The sequence below is a fragment of the Planosporangium thailandense genome, assembly GCF_011947195.1.
GTDB classification, from domain to species: domain Bacteria; phylum Actinomycetota; class Actinomycetes; order Mycobacteriales; family Micromonosporaceae; genus Planosporangium; species Planosporangium thailandense.
The window spans coordinates 20,165-35,537 of sequence record NZ_JAATVY010000006.1 but is presented as its reverse complement, the minus strand read 5'-3'; the positions used below and the strand labels follow the sequence as shown (position 1 = coordinate 35,537).

Here is a 15,373-nt window from a genome sequence, read left to right as displayed (position 1 = left end):
CCCCAAACGTATCGACGGCTCCCGGACGAGCTATTCGGCTATCGGCGATCACGGCGGGGGCATGAGGGTTTCGCCCGAGCGGTTGCCGGTGGCCAGCGGGCCCCGCGGTGCGGGTGAGCGGCCGGGCGCTTCCGTGCGGGGACCGTTCCGGCTACGATTTCATTACGTGGTGAATTAGGGGAGGCGCGATGGACGCCGACGTCTGCGTCGTCGGGGGCGGCCCGGCCGGTCTGATGCTCGCCCTGATCCTCGCCCGGCAGGGCGTCCGGACCACGGTGCTGGAGAAACACGCGGACTTCCTGCGGGACTTCCGCGGTGACACCGTCCACCCGTCGACCCTCGACGTGCTCGACGAACTGGGGCTCGGCGACCGGGTCGCCGAGCTGCCCCATCGCAAGGTCCGTCGGCTGCGGTTCACCTTCGCCGACGGCAGCTACCCGGTCGTCGATTTCAGCCGGCTCAAGGTCGCCCACCCCTACCTGGTGTTCCTCCCGCAGTGGGACCTGCTCGAGATGCTCGCCGCCGAGGCCGCCCGCAGCCCCGCGTTCACGCTGCTGCGCTCGCACGAGGTCGTCGACGTGCTGCGGGACGCCGGCACCGTACGAGGCGTCGCGGCGCGCGGTCCGGACGGCCCCGTCGAGGTGCGGGCCCGGCTCACCGTCGCCGCCGACGGCCGCCACTCGACCGTGCGCGACCGCCTGGGGCTCGTGCCGCGTGAGTTCGGCGCGCCCATGGACGTGCTGTGGTTCCGGATCAGCCGCCGGCCGGAGGACGGCGAGGGCATCAACGCGCGGATCGGCACGGGTCGCATGCTGCTCGGCATCGACCGGGGGCCGTACTGGCAGGTCGCGTACCTCATCCCGAAAGGCGGGCACGACGCCGTCGTCGCCGCCGGACTCGACGACTTCCGGGCGGCGGTCGCCGCCCTGGCGCCGCACCTGGCCGACCGGGTCGCCGAGATCGCCAGCTGGGACGACGTGCGGACGCTGACGGTGCGGATCGACCGGTTACGGCGGTGGTACGCCCCGGGGGTGCTGCTGATCGGCGATGCCGCCCATGCCATGTCACCGGTCGGCGGGGTCGGCATCAACCTCGCCGTCCAGGACGCCGTGGCCGCCGCCCGCCTGCTCACCGGCCGGCTGCTCGACGGCGGCCTGGATGAGCGTGACCTGGCCCGGGTGCAGGCCCGGCGGGCCTTCCCGACGATCGCCACGCAGGCGCTGCAGCGTGCCGTCGCGCGCCTCGTGATTGGCCGCGTGCTCGGCTCGGTCGGGCCGGTCACGGCCCCGCTGCCGATGCGGATCCAGGCGCGGGTGCCGGCGCTGCGGGCGGCCGCCGCCCGGGTCGTCGGGGTCGGGCTGCGGCCCGAACACGTGGGCGGCGGCTAGCCGCGCGCGTACTCCGACGCCCGCCGTACCTGGTCGGCGGTCGGGCGCACCCCCGTGTACAGGGCGAACTGCTCGGCGGCCTGGAGGGCGCTGACCTCGCTGCCCAGGATCACCCGCTTGCCGCCCGCCTGGGCCCGGCGCACCAGCGGGGTCAGCGAGGGGAGCGCGACGACGTCGAAGACGGTCTCGGCGGCGTCGACCGCCTCGGGGGCCACCGGCAGGTCGTCGGCGGCCGGCCCGCCCGCCATGCCGACCGGGGTGGCGTTGACCAGCAGCCGGGGTCGGTCGGCGCCCAGTTCCGAGCGCCAGGCGTACCCGTACTGCTCGGCCAGCGCCGCGCCGGTCCGCTCGTTACGCGCCACGACGGTGCCCGATTCGAAGCCGGCGTCGCGCAGTGCCGCGACGACGGCCTTGGCCATGCCTCCGCTGCCGAGCACCGCGAAGGTGTGGTCCGGGGCGACCCGGTGGTCGGCCAGGAGCCGCGCGACCGCCAGGTAGTCGGTGTTGTAGGCGCGCAGGTGGCCGTCGGTGTTCACGATCGTGTTCACCGACCGGATCCGGGCGGCCGAGGAGTCCATGGCGTTCACGTACTCGATGCACGCCTCCTTGAACGGCATGGAGACGCCGCAGCCGCGGATGCCGAGGGCCCGGATGCCGCCGATCGCGGCGGCCAGGTCGGTGGTCGTGAAGGCCTTGTAGACGTAGTCGAGGCCGAGCTCGTCGTACAGGAAGTTGTGGAACCGGGTGCCGTGGTTGCTCGGGCGCGCGGCCAGCGACATGCACAGCACGGTGTCCTTCGTGATCTCTCGGCCCATGGTGTTCAGGCCTCTCCTCACTTCGCGCACGGCCGGTCCGGGTCGTGGTGATTGTGCCCCATCGCCGGCCCGGTCGGGCCGGCGGCCGTCGACTGATCGGGTGACACGGCGCGCCGTGGCCACGTCCCCGGTACGCGTAGGGCAAAATGATCTCAATTGCCACATCCCGGACCTCGCCCGTCGTGGACGGGCGGCTCGGCGGGTGGGGATTGGTCAGCTACCGCCCGCGGTGACGTGGGGCAAGCCGCGGTCGCACGCGGGGACGGTCCGCGCCTTCGGAGGGATGGACATGCCGGTTGGGAGGCACCGCAGGCCAAGGCGCCGCGCGCTCCTCGTGACGGTCACGACCGCCGGCGTGCTGTTCGCCGGCGGCGGCGCCGCCGCCGGCTTCATCCCCGCCGCCGCCGCGATGTCCGGTCCGGACACCGCGACGGATTCGCCGAGTCCGCTGCCGGAGAGCACCTTCGTGGGCGAGCCGATGCCGACGGTCTCGGCGGCCCAGTCGTCCGAGCCGTCGGCGAGCCCGTCGGCTGTGCCGTCACCGTCACCGTCGCCGTCGCTCGCCCCGGCCGCCGACGCCGGCGCCGCGCCGCAGCCGGGGGCCGCCACCCGGCACCGGGTGCCCGCCCGCAGACCGCCGACCCACCCGAACCCACCCGCCACGCAGCTGTCGCGCACCGCGGACCCCGCCCCGGCGCCCACGACCTCGTCGTCGACCTCGGCCCCGACGGACCCGTCGTCGTCGACCTCGTCGTCCGGCTCGAGCACGTCGGCACCGGCGACGCAGCCGCCGGCGACGACCGGCACGTCGACGGCCGGGACCTCGAAGGCCGGGACCTCGAAGGCCTCCGCCGCCGGCGCCGCGGCCCGGGCGAACTGACGACCGCCCACCGGCGGGCTCGCCGCGGCGCGCGTCAGCTCGGACCGGTGTCGGTGCTGATCCAGCTCTGATGGCTGCTGACGAAGGACGGCACGTCGTCGGCGGCCATGTCCCGCAGCAGTCGTACGCTGTCGGGCAGGAGTTGCTCGTACGCCACGCCGTCGATGTTGATCGAGTTGAACGACCCGCCGTTCGTGCGGATCATCGTCATGTCGTCGGGGCGGATGTTCTTGAGCGTGAAGATCCAGTCGGCGACGCTGACGCCGTTGTTGTAGAACGTGACGGCCTTACCGACCGACTTCAGCACCTTGTTGACCGTGATCGGGTTGGTGATCACGCCCGTGCTCGCCGTCTTCTGGAGTACCGCCTTCAGAAACTGCTGCTGGTGGCGCTGGCGACCGTAGTCGGAGTCGCCGTTGGCGAGCAGGTCGCGCTGCCGCACGTAGTCGAGGGCCTGCCAGTCGTTCAAGTCGTGCCAGCCCACGTTGTACACCTGGGGCCGCACGTTCGGCTTCTGGTACGCGACGGTGCCGTCCGGGTGGAGGACGAAGGGCGACTCGAACTTGCCGGTCCTGACGTTGGTGCCGATGTGGACCGAGGTCACCTTCTCGTCGACGTACATCCGTACGCCGCCGATCGCCTTGACCAGGTCCTTGAACCCGTCGAAGTTGACGATCGCCGCGCCGTTGAACTTGAGGCTGCCGCCGGTCAGGTTACTGATGGTCTCGGCGAGCAGTGCGAGCCCGCCGTCGCGGCCGCCCTTGCCGTGGAAACCGGCCTGGAAAGCGGCGTTGATCTTGTCTTTGCCGCCGGAGTACCCGGTCGCGCTGTCGGGCGGGATGTCCACGAGGCTGTCGCGGGGGACCGACGCGAGGTAGACCGCGTCATGGCTGGCCGGGATGTGCGCGACGATGATCGAGTCGGCGCGGGGCTCGTCGGTCCGGCCCGAACCTTCGTCGATGCCGACCAGCAGCAGGTTGATCGGGCCCTTGATGGAGGCGTGGCCGGTCGCTGCGGTGCCCAGGCCGCCGTCGCGGGTCAGCCCGTCGGCGTAGCGGACCAGCAGGAGCTTGCCCGTGATGAGCGAGCCGCCGCTGAGCACCATGAGCAGCGCGCCGACGCCGATCGCGATCCGCGCCCACAGCGGGGAGCGCTGCCCCGCCCGGTCGCGCCGCGTCCGGCCTGTCGTGGTCGGGCCCACCCGAACCTCCTGTGAGTTCGACGCTCGTGGCTTCTCTATGCCTTACGTGACCCCGATCGCCTGACGTTCAACCATCACCGCAACGGGTGTCCGCGCGGGCGCCGATCGGGCGCGATGTGCACCAGTTGAAAGGTTAACGCGAGGTCGAAAGACGTCACTGCGTCGATGGATCGCCGCACGCCGTGACCAGGGCCGGGTGCCGGGGGTCGTCGACCCGGACGACGACGTCGGCGAACTGCGCCGGGTCGACCTCGTCGGCGTAGCGGCGGTAGGCCGGCAGGGTCCACCGGTCGGCGTCGGCGGTACGGCGGGCCAGCGCGCCCGGTGACATCGACAGGTGGACGACCAGGTCGAACGCCAGCCCGGCACCGAGCAGCAGCGCACCGCTCAGCAGCAGGACGCCGCCCGCCGGAACGGTGACGTACGCCGCCCGGGTCGCCCGATCCCTGGTGGTGTCCCAGAGGGTGGGCAGGATCCGGCCGCTCCCGTCGTCGCCGAGGGGGTCGAGGACCTCGCGGGTGAGGCCGCGCACGTCGAGCCAGTCTTCGTAGAAGGCGTCCGGATTGGTCCGGCCGCGCTCCAGGCGCAGGGAGGCGGGGCGTAGGAAGTCGTCGGCGCGCACCCGCTGGACCGGTCGTCCCCGTACGCGCAGCGGCGCGACCAGCGCGTCGGCGAGCTCGTGGGGTGCGGCGGGCGGAGCGCCGTCGATCGCGACGCGCAGCCAGCGGCGGTACCGGGCGGCGTCGACGAGAGCGGCCAGCTCGTCGACGAGGGCCTCGGGGGAAACGGGTCGGATGGGCACGGCAGCCTTCCCTCTGGCACGCGCCACGCGCGTCGGCTCCCCTGTGACGCGTCGATGCCCGCGCCCGCAGCGGGCACGGGCATCGACGTACGGGGACGGCGGCGACGCGACGGTGCGTTGTTACGCGACGGTGCGTTGTTACGCGACGGTCAGGACGATCTTGCCACGGACGTGCCCGCTCTCCAGCAGCCGCTGTGCGTCCGCGGCCTGGTCGAGGGGGAACTCGCGGGCGATCTCGGCCCGCAGCCGCCCGTCGGTGGCCAGGTCGCCCAGCGCCTTGAGCTGGCCGCCGTTGGGGCGCACGAACACGTACCGGCCGCCCTGCTCCTTGACCTTGGGGTCGACCACGGAGACGTGCCGCGCGGCGGCTCGGACCAGGGCCGGGGACTGTTCGAGCGCCTTCCCGCCGACGTAGTCGGCGACCGCGTCGACCTTGCCGTCGCCGCCGACGACCTTGGTGAGGCGCTCCGGCAGGTCGTCGCCGTACTCGATGGGCTCCGCGCCCAGTGCGCGGATGAAATCGTGGTTTCGCGGCGAGGCGGTGCCGATCACCCTGGCCGCGCCGAGCGCCCGCGCGATCTGGACGGCGAAATGGCCGACTCCGCCCGCGGCGGCGTGTACCAGCACCACGTCGCCGGGGCCGACGTCGACCGCGGACAGCGACTGGAGCGCGGTGAGGCCGGCGAGGGGGAGGGCGCCGGCTTCGGCGAAGCTCAACGCGTCCGGCTTGAGGGCGCACGCCTCCTCCCGGACCCGGACCAGCTCCGCGTAGGTGCCCCACTGGATGTGGTCCTTGCGGGCGTACGCCATGACGGCGTCGCCGACGGAGAATCGCGTCACCGCCGGGCCGACCTCGACCACCTCGCCCGCCACGTCCCAGCCCGGGACCAGGGGGAAGTGGTACGGGAACGCTCCCTGCAGGTAACCGGCGCGGATCTTGTAGTCGACCGGGTTGATCCCGGCGGCACGTACCCGGATCACGACCCCGTCCGGGCCCGCGACCGGGTCGGGCAACTCCTGCGGACGCAGGACGTCCGCGTCGCCGAATTCGGTCTGCGCAACAGCTCTCATGAATGCCCCCAACTCGCGACGCCCGGGCCGCGATGCCCGCGCGGCTACCGGTGTGGCGCGCCTCACGGGCTCACCGGCTGTCGCGCCGCACCGGCTCACCCGGTCACCGGTACCCGCTCCGGGGCCGGTCAAGAGTCAGAGTTCACGGCCGTCTGAGGCGAGCACGAGTCAGAGTTCACGGCCGTCCGAGGCGAGCACGCAGATCGCGAGCAGGCGGATCACGCGCCAGTCGCCGGCGGCCCAGTCGATCTCGGCCGGGAACTCCCAGCCGGCCTCCTCCGCGGCGTGGATGAGGCCCTCGGTGTACCCCGCGAGAGCCACCGTGCTGGGGGAGCCGCGACCGTCGCCGAGCGAGTCACGCACCTCGGCGGCGTGCTGGTCGACCTCGGCCACCAGCCCGGGCCGCCGTCGCATCGCGGCGAAGCCCGGCGCGCCCACCTCCTCTATGAGCAGGCGCAGCAGTTCCCGTGAGGCGCTCAGTCGTCCTGGTATCGCAGATCCCTCGTGCATGCGGGTCTGTTCGGCCGATCCCACCCCCGGGTGAACCTATGTGACCTGAAACAAACCAAGCGGCACCCGGCACATGATGGCCGACCCATGGGGTACCGGGTGCGGGGAGGTAACCGCCATGCCACAGGACGCCTCTGTCACCTTCGTGGGCACCGCGACCACGCTGCTGCGCCTGGGGGAGTTCACGCTCCTGACCGACCCGAACTTCCTGCACGTCGGGGAGGCCGCCTACTTCGGGTACGGGCTGTGGAGCCGCCGCCGCACGCAGCCCGCGATGGACATCGACGAGCTGCCGGAGCTGGACGCGGTCGTGCTCTCCCATCTGCACGGCGACCACTTCGACCGGGTCGCGAAGGCCCGGCTGCCCCGGGGGCTGCCGATCGCCACCACGCCGTCGGCCGCGCGCCGGCTGGCGGCGACCTGGCGATTCCGCGACACGATCGGGCTGCGCACCTGGTCGCACGTGGAGTTCCGCAAGGGCGACCAGACGGTACGGGTGACCGCCGTGCCCGCCCAGCACGGGCCGACCGGCCTTCACCTGCTGATGCCCGAGACCATGGGCAGCGTGATCGACTGGGAGGTGGCCGGCGAGCGGCGGCTGCGCCTGTACCAGACCGGCGACACGCTGTACCGGTGGTGGTTGCGCGAGATCCCGGAGCGGCTGCCCGGCATCGACGTCATGCTCGTGCACCTCGGCGGCACCCGGGTCCTGGGCCTGCTGCTGACGATGGACGGCGAGCAGGGCGCCAGCCTGGTCGACCTGATCGAGCCGGGGCTCGCGGTGCCGATCCACTACGACGACTACACGGTGTTCCGGTCCCCGCTCAGTGACTTCCAGTCCGCGGTGCGGCGCCGCCACCTCGACCATCTGGTCCGCTCGATCGTGCGCGGGGAGACGATGGACCTGGAGGCGGCCGTGACGCAGCCGCAGCGTTAGCGCGAGCGCGCGTCCGGCCGACTGCGTGGTTGGCGATCTTGGACACTTGGGCCACCCATAACCGGCGCAAGTGTCCAAGATAGTTAAGGGCTGAGCTGCTGGGTGACCGAGCGGCACACGGCGGCCCCATGGTCGAGGCCGAGGCTGTCCGGGTAGCGGGTGAGCACCGACAGGCTCCACCCGTCGGTGACGGCGAGGCAGTTGACGTGCCAGTAGCCGCCCCAGTCCGTCCAGCCGTTCTTGATGGCCACGCCCGGCCGTACCTCGACGATGCCGAAGTTGCCCTCGCCCTCGACCTGGCGCATCTCGTTCAGCAGCCACGCCGTCCACTTCGGGTTGGTGGCCTTGCCGTCGGCGATGCAGTCGCCCATGCGCACCGCGTCGCGGGCGGAGGTCTGGGTCAGGCTCCACCACCCGTGGTGCACGGTGGTGTCGGTGAGGCCGCAGGTGGAGACCAGCCGGTCGATGACCGCGTCGTTGCCGCGGCGCAGGTACAGCGTCTCGGCGGCGTCGTTGTCACTGTCCCGGATCATCCGGCGGAGCAGGTCGGTGTCGGCCGCGCTCGGCTGCGCTCCGTGGAGGCCGTTCAGGTAGTCGGCCGCGATCCAGGCCTTGATCATCGACTCCGTCGAGTTGGTGCCGTCGTCGCCGCCGGTGACGATGGCGCCGGTGGTGCGGTTGAGCAGCGCCCAGCTGTCCCACTCGCCGTCCGCCTGGTCGATCGTCACCGTCTTCGCCCCCGACGGGGACGGCGACGGTGACGATGACGGGCTCAGCTTCAGCAGCGGCGCCGGGAGGGGTGCGTCGCTCCGGGGCGCGGACGCGGACCGCCCGGTCGCAGGCGTGCCGCTGGGGACAGCCATGGTCGCACCCGACGGCCTGGTCGCCTCGGTCCCGCCGGAGGCGTGGCGCCCGACGAAGCCGCCGACGACGAGCGTCGCGAGCAGGGTCAGGCTGAGGGCGAGGCCCGCTGGCTTGGTGGGCCTCGCCCCGCCACCGGTGGTGCGGGGCGAGGCCTCCCTGGGCTCGGCGTACGCCGCGCGGGGTGTCGCCCTCCTGACGTCGGCGCGGGTGCGGGCGGTTCTCGTCTCGCGCGCCGGCACCGTCCGGGCAGGCCGTGCCGAGCGGCGGGCGCTGCCGGCTGCCGCGCTCCTCGTCGTCGGGGACTGGCGGCGTGCGTTGCTGGACATCGAAGCGTCACGCTAACATCATTTGGGGGCAAAACCGGACGGATTGATTGAATACGACAATCCGTGTCGCACCTGGTCAGCGTCCGGCCGGGAACGAGACCACCTGCTGGTACGTGGGCCGGTTCTGCCACGCGATCAGCGGTTGCGTGATGCCGCCGAGCGGCGACTGGGCGATGGCGTCGGCGCACCACTGGTCGCCGGCCGCGCAGGTGGCGTCAGCCGGGTACACCTGAGTCGCCGGCTGCGCGGCCGCCCGGCCCAGGGTGGACAGCAGCACCTGCCGGCAGGCCGCCGGGTCGCCACCGCCGCAGAAGCGCCGGGGCAGCGGCTGTGCGACCGGATCGCCGAGGACCGATCGCAGATCCTTGTCCACATAGCCCCACCAGCCGTACTGGAACGACGAGCCCTTGTGCGGCTGCGCCTCGTTGGGGGACGCGCCGCCGCCGGAGTCGCCCTGCTGGCCACCTGACGGGGACTCGTTGACCTGCATGGCGCCGACCAGGGACGCGTACAGTCCGTCGCCCAGGTCCGCGTTGAACGCCGCGGCCACGAGCAGCGGCCACCACGCGTCGAAGACGCGGATCGCGTCGGCGTGCCGGTAGACCTTCGACCCGGGGGCCGTCTCGATCCGCTTCGCGCCCGCGTCCCGCCAGGCGGTCAACTCGGTGACGGCCGCCGCCAGCGCGGGGTCGGTCACCGGCTGGCTGCCGAGCACGCGCAGGAGGCTGCCAAGGACCTTCTCGCCGCGCAGGTCGGTGACGGCGGCGTCCTCGGCGACGCGTACGGTGCCCGCCCGGTCGAGCCGGCCGCCGCCCGCGAGCGCGGCCCGCACCCGTACGTCGAGCAGGTCGGCGCGCTGCACCGGGCCGAAGCTGAAGTTGCCGTCGGCGGCCGAGTAGTCCTTGGCCTGCTTGTTGTTCCAGCTGATGAAGTAGTCCTGGTTGACGCCGTGCGGGTGCTGGGCGGGAGACAGGTACGCCGCCGTGTTCGCGTCCGGGTCGAAATCGCGCCACTCGTACGCCGTGTCGGCGCGTACCGGCAGGTTGGGGTCGGCGCCGGACGCGCGGACCGGGTCGAGGCCGGAGTTGAAGTAGCCGGTGTCGCGGGAGTTGACGTAGAACCAGTTGAACGCGTACCCGATCGCGCCCGCCGCCCGCTGGAAGCCGTCCACGGTCGCCATCGCGTCGGGCTCGTTGAACATCTGGAACCCGATCGCCGAGTCCGCCTCGTGCCGGTACGTCGACCGCAGGCTGGTGAACGCCACCGGCGCGCCGCCGACCGTGCCGCGCCACGCCACGAGGCCGTACTTCGTCCGCAGCGCCTGCAGCCGGTACGAGCCGGCCGCGGTGCCGTCGGCGAGCGTCGGCTTCCATGCGTTGCGCCGTTCGAGGACCTCCATCGGCAGGCACTGCCCGTGCCACCGGTACGCGGTCGAGCGCACCGTCGCCGGCCTGCCGTCCGGTTCGCACAGCGGCACGGCGTACGTGTCGGTGATGTCCTGCTCGGCCGACGTGGCGCTCCACGAGTAGTCCAGCCCCCGGCCGATCAGGACGTACAGGTTGAGCCCGGCGAACGCGATGCCCCGCGCGGCGATGCCCGGCCCGCGTAGCTCCTGCACCATGAGCAGTTGCGGGGAGAAGTAGCCGGTCTGCGGGCCGAACACCGCGATCGGGTGCCCGGTGGCCGACTTCGCGGCCGAGATGACGACGGCGTTGGACATGCCCTGGTGGTCGGCGCCGATGTGCAGCCCGGGCAGCACCCCCTGGGCGCCGGCGGTGGCCCCCGCCGATCCGGTGCGGTCGTACACGACGGGTTCGGCGTTGACCGAGCCGGCGTCCGGCAGCGCGACCCCGGAGGTGTCCGCCGGCGCCGCGCCGTACGGGAAGCTCTGCCCGTCGTGCAGCGTCAGCACGGTCTCGGGATCGTTCTGCGCGCGGAAGGCGGTCCACACCCGGTCGCCTTCCGCGGCGCCGTAGCGGGCCCGGGCGGCGATCCGTACCAGCGCCGACTGCATCTCGCCGCCGCCCCCGCCGCCGAACAGGCCGCCGACGACCCCGGCGATCGCGATCAGGTCGGTCGGCGCGAACGGCTGCGGGCCGCCGGCGTTGGTGATGGCGTCGAGGTGCCCGGAGAGCACGTACTCGCCGGGGCAGTAGCGGCCGGCCATGCAGTCGGCGATGTACCGGTTGACTCCGGCCACGTAGCTGGCCACGTCGTCGTAGAGCTGCGCGCCCCGGGTGCCCTGCGTGCGCAGCCGGTCCACCTGGGCCTGCAGGTCGGCCTCGGTGTAGGGGGAGTTGCGCCAGACGCTCTGCTCGAGGGCCTGGTTGCCGGGGGCGCCGCCGGCGAACGAGGTGAGCTGGCCGCGCCCCAGGTGGCGCATGAGGTCCATGACGAACAGGCGGTCCTCGGCTCCGGCGTACCCGGCCCCGTACATCGTGCCGGCGCGGGTGGTGCCGGTGATGTGGGGGACCCCGGTCGCCCTGTCCCGCACGATCGTCACGTCCGAGCGGGGCCGTTCGGTGCGCTCCACCTGGCCCGCCGGCACGCCCAGCGCGGCGTCGTCGAAGAAGCGCGAGAGCTGGTCGTCGGTGAGCCCGGCGTAGTTGTAGACCAGGTTCGCGTACCGGTCGAGCTGGTCGCCCGAGTGTGGTGGCCTGGTGCCGAGCGTCTTGTGGGCGAGGATCTCGATGAGGGTGGCGTTGCCGTTCTCGCCGGGCGGCAGGATGTCGCCGCACTGGCCGAGGCAGTAGTCGTCGGTGGCGGCGGTGGTTGTCGACCCGATCGCCGGCACGGGTGGCGAGCCGACGGCGAGGGCGGTGGCCAGGGCGGCGGTGACCACGGCGAGGCGGAAGGCCCGTCGTCTGTGGGTGAGGTGTGGACGCATGGCGGCTCCTCCGGTCTCCGAATGAGCGATGTGAAAATCATTCGGAAACCGGAGCGTAACAATGGTAAAGGTCTATGTAAGTTCGTTGTGCGCCACTCGCACGACAACGTGAAACGGGCTTGCGCGATTCGCGCCCCGCCCGTGCCAAGCTCTCGACAATGTTGCACATACTGCTGCTATCCGACGGCGGGAGACAGCAATGTGTGTCACATTGCGTTGGCCTTGCAGTGGCGGCAGAGTCTCCGATGACGTGCGGACGGTGGCTGTCCCCGTCGCCGACCAGGACGCGGCGGTGGACTTCTACGTCACACGCTGGGCTTCGAGAAGCGGCTCGACGCCCCGGTCGACCAGCTCGGCGGGCGCTGGATCGAGGTCGCGCCGTCAGGGGGTACGACGACGCTCGCGCTCGTACCCGCAGGCGGCGCTACGGGCGGCGACACCGGCATCCGCCTGACGGCCACGGACGCCGCGGCCCTGCATGCCGACCTGCTCGCGCGCGGGGTCGACGTGGGCGACTTGCTGCGGTGGGAGGGCGTACCGGCATGTTCGCGTTCCGGGACCGGGACGGCAACCGGCTCGTGATCGTCGAGTCACGACGACCGCGTTGAACAAGCGGTTCACGGCGAGGCTGACCAGGAGTCCGAACAAGGGTGGCTGGACCTACGTGGTCATGCCCGACTCGGTCGAGTTCTTCGGGACCAGGGGCCCCGTCAAGGTTCGAGGGACGATCGACGGCCACCCGTTTCGGAGCTCCTTCATGGCGATGGGCGACGGCACACACAAGCTGCCGGTGAACGCCGACCTCCGCCGCGCGATCGGGAAGGAGGCCGGCGAGAGCGTCGACGTCAACCTCGAGGAGCGGCTCAACTGATCCTGTCGGCGACGGTACTACCTCTCGCCGGGGCGTCTGATCCGGAACTCCGGGAGGATCAGCCTCCCGGTTTCGACATCGCGGCGTGCGTGCGACAGGAAGAAGTGGAAGTCTCTACCGTTCATCTGGGTCACCAGCTCGGGGACTTCAACCTTCTGAAGCGTCTGGCCGGGGAACGGCACGATGGCAACGTTCATGCCGGCCACCGCACTCTCGCCGGTGTGGGCCGCTGCGACAACATTGCCGTGCGGGTCGGTGACGAAAAGCATCGTGCGTGACGGAACTCGTGACTCACTCATCGTCGTACCCCCGGGTTCACGTGTTGCCGCCGCCTTGAAGGTTGAAGTGGACCGCGCTGAGTCCCGCGTTGGTTATCGTCACCCCGTACCGGTAATAGGGCCCCTGGCCCGGACACGGGATGGGAGGACCGTTCTGCTCGACGCAGCCGACGCTGTAGTCGAGGCTCTTGTAGTGATTGGAGACCACAAGTTTGGTCGGCGCCTCGCCGGCCAGCGGGTGGGCCATAATCCACTGCGCGCCGTGATCTTCACCGGGATCGCCGAACCACACCTCGAGAATGATCGGGGTGTTCGGTGCCAGGAAATAAGGCCCGCCTGCCGGCTGCACTCCGTTGAAGTCCGCCTGCTGACGTTCGTTGAAGTCCATGGCCAGCACCTCTATCCGGTACCGGTGGCGTCCGCTGCCGACGCCTCTCGCACCAACGTGGGGACCGGATGCCGCTTCCCTGCGGTAACGCCGCCAAACCTCATGGAGCACGCGGGGCGCGACACGCTGGGTCACCCGGTTCGCGCTACGGTTCCTGGTCGTCGTACGGTTCCGGCTGCTCCTTGAGCCAGCCGAGGAAGCGCTCGTACAGGACGCCCACCTCGCGGTTCGGCAGGTCCGCGCAACAGTCCACGAAGTGGCCGCCCAGGATCGCCCCGGAGCGACACGGGCGTCCGGTCGAACTCGGCGAGCAGTTGACGGCGGCGCGTCCGACAAGGCCACGGTGTGCCGCAGCCGGCGCAGGTCCAGTGCGGCCGGACGGGAACGTGGATGTTCATGCCGGCCAGTGCCCGGGGGAGTCGGCGATAAGGGCTCTCAGGGTCGGGCACGGCCAGGCGTCGCCGCACCGGCACATCGGGCGAAGTCTCCGCCACGACCACCTCCGCACATGTCGACTGCGGAGCGCATCCCGGTACTCGTCGGTGTTGCGCGTCGGCATCGGTGTGACCTCCTGTACTGACCCGGAGGAGTGCGGCGACCACGGGAAGGGAGGAAGGAACGAATCCGTTGCCGCCGCGCTCCGGTACCTGGAGCCCGAAGCCCTGTCAGGACGAGGGCACCAGCCGATGGCCCGGCGAGGAGTGGCGCGACATGACCCACATGCACGGTTCCTCCCCGCCGGGGGTCTTGCGCTCCGACCGTCGCCGCAGCTCTCGACAGCGGTACAGCGACGGTGGCGGGGAATCAGGTTGGCAGGACCGTGCTTACAGAAACAACGTTCCATGGAAGTTCTGCACGGAAGCGCAAACGTGGAAGTTACGTTCTTGCTCCCTGGCGCTGAGGTAGGAACACTGAGCACGCTCATCAGTCGGGAGGTTGACGTGCCCAGGCCCACAGGTCCGACCATCGCTCGGTGGCAGCTCGCCCGAGAGCTACGCCGCCTCCGTGAGGCGGCCGGGATCACGCACCGCGAGATCGCCGAGGAGCTGGGCTGTTCGGAGTCGAAGATCTACAAGATCGAGTCCGGCGACGTGGGACTGGGTCGGTCGGATCTGCTGGTGATGCTTGATCGGTACGGCCTTAGGCAAGGCGCCGACGACGAGGTGCGTGCGACCCTGTTGGACTGGCAGAAGCAGGGCAAGGAACGCGGCTGGTGGGCCAAGTTCGGGCAGCTCCCCAACCCGTACTCGATGTACATCGGGCTGGAGTCGGCCGCGACCGCTGTCAGGAACTTCGAGCTGGCCGTCGTTCCGGGCCTCTTGCAGACCGAGGCGTACGCCCGGGCAGTCATCAGCGCTACGTGCTCCCACGACGATCTTGAGGAGATCGACCGTCGTGTCCAGGTTCGGATAGCACGGCAGTCGTGTCTCGTTGAGGAGCCTAAGCTGACCTTCTGGACCATCATCGACGAGGCCGCGCTTCGACGCCGGATCGGCGGGTCCGAGGTAATGCGCGGTCAGCTCGCCCACTTGCTCGACGTGGGCAAGCAGCCGAACGTAACGGTGCAGGTGCTGCCGTTCAGTGAAGGGGCGCACCCTGGCACCCTCGGCTCCATCGCCATCCTCGAATTCCCAGAAGACGTGCACTCTCCGGTTGCCTACATCGAGACGTATGCAGGTGACGTCTATCTGGAATCCGATGCTGACCTCCGTCGCGTTACGCTGACCTATACCCACATGCACTGCGCGGCGCTCAGTCCATCGAAGTCTCGTGAGCTGATCGCCGGCATCGCTAAAGAACTGGCGTAGCAGCGGAGGAGGCGCGGCGTGGACCTGTCTCGCGCCGTATGGCGCAAGAGCAGCAGGAGTCAGGGCAACGGTCAGTGCGTCGAGGTGGCCGACCTCGGCGAGGCCGTAGCGGTACGGGACTCGAAGGACAAGGCCGGACCGGTGCTGGTCTTCACTCCTGACGAGTGGAGCGCCTTTGTCGAGGGAGCCAAGGCCGGCGAGTTCGACCGGTCCTGACGGGACATCCGGATCAGACATCGCGAGGGCGACTCCAACCGGGGTCGCCCTCGCGATGTCTGAGTAGCGTTCGGGACGGGTGTGCTTCGCGCCTGATTGCGGCATGTGATCGGAAGCGACGTGGGCGGACT

The 15,373-nt window shown here is 71.0% G+C and carries 16 protein-coding genes; 6 read left to right on the top strand and 10 right to left on the bottom strand.

The annotated features are described in order from the left end of the window. Positions 1 to 188: 188 nt before the first annotated feature. The gene (locus HC031_RS11360) at positions 189 to 1,388 is read left to right on the top strand and encodes an FAD-dependent oxidoreductase (RefSeq protein ID WP_167925216.1); all 1,200 of its coding nucleotides are present in this window, start codon (positions 189 to 191) and stop codon (positions 1,386 to 1,388) included. Here HC031_RS11360 and HC031_RS11355 read toward each other — a convergent pair. The 6 genes from HC031_RS11355 to HC031_RS11330 form a co-directional block, all read right to left on the bottom strand. Further along, positions 1,385 to 2,203 carry a shikimate 5-dehydrogenase gene (locus HC031_RS11355; protein WP_167925215.1) on the bottom strand — a complete coding sequence of 273 codons (819 nt, stop codon included), beginning with the start codon at positions 2,201 to 2,203 and terminating at the stop codon, positions 1,385 to 1,387. The two genes, HC031_RS11360 and HC031_RS11355, sit on opposite strands and share 4 nt — an antisense overlap. A 213-nt stretch (positions 2,204 to 2,416) precedes the next feature. Continuing rightward, complete coding sequence (locus HC031_RS11350; RefSeq protein WP_167925214.1) at positions 2,417 to 3,094, bottom strand: hypothetical protein; 678 nt, start codon at positions 3,092 to 3,094, stop codon at positions 2,417 to 2,419. 23 nt (positions 3,095 to 3,117) lie between these two features. Next, positions 3,118 to 4,284 (bottom strand): LCP family glycopolymer transferase, encoded by a 1,167-nt coding sequence (locus HC031_RS11345; protein WP_167925213.1) that lies wholly within the window; start codon positions 4,282 to 4,284, stop codon positions 3,118 to 3,120. Between the two features lie 154 nt (positions 4,285 to 4,438). After that, the gene (locus HC031_RS11340; protein WP_167925212.1) at positions 4,439 to 5,086 is read right to left on the bottom strand and encodes a nucleoside/nucleotide kinase family protein; all 648 of its coding nucleotides are present in this window, start codon (positions 5,084 to 5,086) and stop codon (positions 4,439 to 4,441) included. 138 nt (positions 5,087 to 5,224) lie between these two features. Continuing rightward, positions 5,225 to 6,157 carry an NADP-dependent oxidoreductase gene (locus tag HC031_RS11335; protein ID WP_167925211.1) on the bottom strand — a complete coding sequence of 311 codons (933 nt, stop codon included), beginning with the start codon at positions 6,155 to 6,157 and terminating at the stop codon, positions 5,225 to 5,227. Positions 6,158 to 6,325: 168 nt separating this feature from the next. Beyond that, positions 6,326 to 6,667, bottom strand: coding sequence for a DUF6401 family natural product biosynthesis protein (locus HC031_RS11330; protein WP_240942383.1), 342 nt, complete (start codon positions 6,665 to 6,667; stop codon positions 6,326 to 6,328). Between the two features lie 118 nt (positions 6,668 to 6,785). On the opposite strand from HC031_RS11330, the gene HC031_RS11325 reads away from it, so the two are divergent. Then, positions 6,786 to 7,604: an MBL fold metallo-hydrolase gene (locus tag HC031_RS11325; RefSeq protein ID WP_167925210.1), complete on the top strand. Its 819-nt coding sequence runs from the start codon at positions 6,786 to 6,788 to the stop codon at positions 7,602 to 7,604. A gap of 83 nt (positions 7,605 to 7,687) precedes the next feature. Here HC031_RS11325 and HC031_RS11320 read toward each other — a convergent pair whose 3' ends face one another. After that, positions 7,688 to 8,380: a serine hydrolase gene (locus HC031_RS11320; RefSeq protein ID WP_420813631.1), complete on the bottom strand. Its 693-nt coding sequence runs from the start codon at positions 8,378 to 8,380 to the stop codon at positions 7,688 to 7,690. On the opposite strand from HC031_RS11320, the gene HC031_RS11315 reads away from it, so the two are divergent. Continuing rightward, positions 8,283 to 8,810 carry a hypothetical protein gene (locus tag HC031_RS11315; protein ID WP_167925208.1) on the top strand — a complete coding sequence of 176 codons (528 nt, stop codon included), beginning with the start codon at positions 8,283 to 8,285 and terminating at the stop codon, positions 8,808 to 8,810. The two genes, HC031_RS11320 and HC031_RS11315, sit on opposite strands and share 98 nt — an antisense overlap. A gap of 60 nt (positions 8,811 to 8,870) precedes the next feature. Here the strand turns inward: HC031_RS11315 and HC031_RS11310 are convergent, their stop codons facing one another. Further along, positions 8,871 to 11,681: a penicillin acylase family protein gene (locus tag HC031_RS11310; protein WP_167925207.1), complete on the bottom strand. Its 2,811-nt coding sequence runs from the start codon at positions 11,679 to 11,681 to the stop codon at positions 8,871 to 8,873. Positions 11,682 to 12,285: 604 nt separating this feature from the next. Here HC031_RS11310 and HC031_RS11305 point away from each other — a divergent pair. After that, a complete protein-coding gene (locus tag HC031_RS11305; RefSeq protein WP_240942382.1) occupies positions 12,286 to 12,552 on the top strand; it encodes a DUF1905 domain-containing protein in 267 nt (88 codons plus the stop codon). A gap of 17 nt (positions 12,553 to 12,569) precedes the next feature. Here the strand turns inward: HC031_RS11305 and HC031_RS11300 are convergent, their stop codons facing one another. Then, positions 12,570 to 12,821: a hypothetical protein gene (locus HC031_RS11300; protein ID WP_167925205.1), complete on the bottom strand. Its 252-nt coding sequence runs from the start codon at positions 12,819 to 12,821 to the stop codon at positions 12,570 to 12,572. Between the two features lie 46 nt (positions 12,822 to 12,867). Next, positions 12,868 to 13,218 carry a hypothetical protein gene (locus HC031_RS11295; RefSeq protein ID WP_167925204.1) on the bottom strand — a complete coding sequence of 117 codons (351 nt, stop codon included), beginning with the start codon at positions 13,216 to 13,218 and terminating at the stop codon, positions 12,868 to 12,870. Positions 13,219 to 14,060: 842 nt separating this feature from the next. On the opposite strand from HC031_RS11295, the gene HC031_RS11285 reads away from it, so the two are divergent. Both HC031_RS11285 and HC031_RS11280 read left to right on the top strand, forming a co-directional pair. Further along, positions 14,061 to 15,026, top strand: coding sequence for a helix-turn-helix domain-containing protein (locus tag HC031_RS11285; protein WP_167925203.1), 966 nt, complete (start codon positions 14,061 to 14,063; stop codon positions 15,024 to 15,026). 18 nt (positions 15,027 to 15,044) lie between these two features. Beyond that, positions 15,045 to 15,242 carry a DUF397 domain-containing protein gene (locus HC031_RS11280; protein ID WP_167925202.1) on the top strand — a complete coding sequence of 66 codons (198 nt, stop codon included), beginning with the start codon at positions 15,045 to 15,047 and terminating at the stop codon, positions 15,240 to 15,242. Positions 15,243 to 15,373 lie beyond the last annotated feature (131 nt).

Excerpts from the sequence above, each read along its gene's own strand:
- HC031_RS11360 (WP_167925216.1), top strand. The coding sequence starts at position 189 with ATGGACGCCGACGTCTGCGTCGTCGGGGGCGGCCCGGCCGGTCTGATG.
- HC031_RS11355 (WP_167925215.1), bottom strand. The coding sequence starts at position 2,203 with ATGGGCCGAGAGATCACGAAGGACACCGTGCTGTGCATGTCGCTGGCC.
- HC031_RS11335 (WP_167925211.1), bottom strand. The coding sequence starts at position 6,157 with ATGAGAGCTGTTGCGCAGACCGAATTCGGCGACGCGGACGTCCTGCGT.
- HC031_RS11330 (WP_240942383.1), bottom strand. The coding sequence starts at position 6,667 with ATGCACGAGGGATCTGCGATACCAGGACGACTGAGCGCCTCACGGGAA.
- HC031_RS11325 (WP_167925210.1), top strand. The coding sequence starts at position 6,786 with ATGCCACAGGACGCCTCTGTCACCTTCGTGGGCACCGCGACCACGCTG.
- HC031_RS11310 (WP_167925207.1), bottom strand. The coding sequence starts at position 11,681 with ATGCGTCCACACCTCACCCACAGACGACGGGCCTTCCGCCTCGCCGTG.
- HC031_RS11300 (WP_167925205.1), bottom strand. The coding sequence starts at position 12,821 with ATGCTTTTCGTCACCGACCCGCACGGCAATGTTGTCGCAGCGGCCCAC.
- HC031_RS11295 (WP_167925204.1), bottom strand. The coding sequence starts at position 13,218 with ATGGACTTCAACGAACGTCAGCAGGCGGACTTCAACGGAGTGCAGCCG.
- HC031_RS11285 (WP_167925203.1), top strand. The coding sequence starts at position 14,061 with ATGGAAGTTCTGCACGGAAGCGCAAACGTGGAAGTTACGTTCTTGCTC.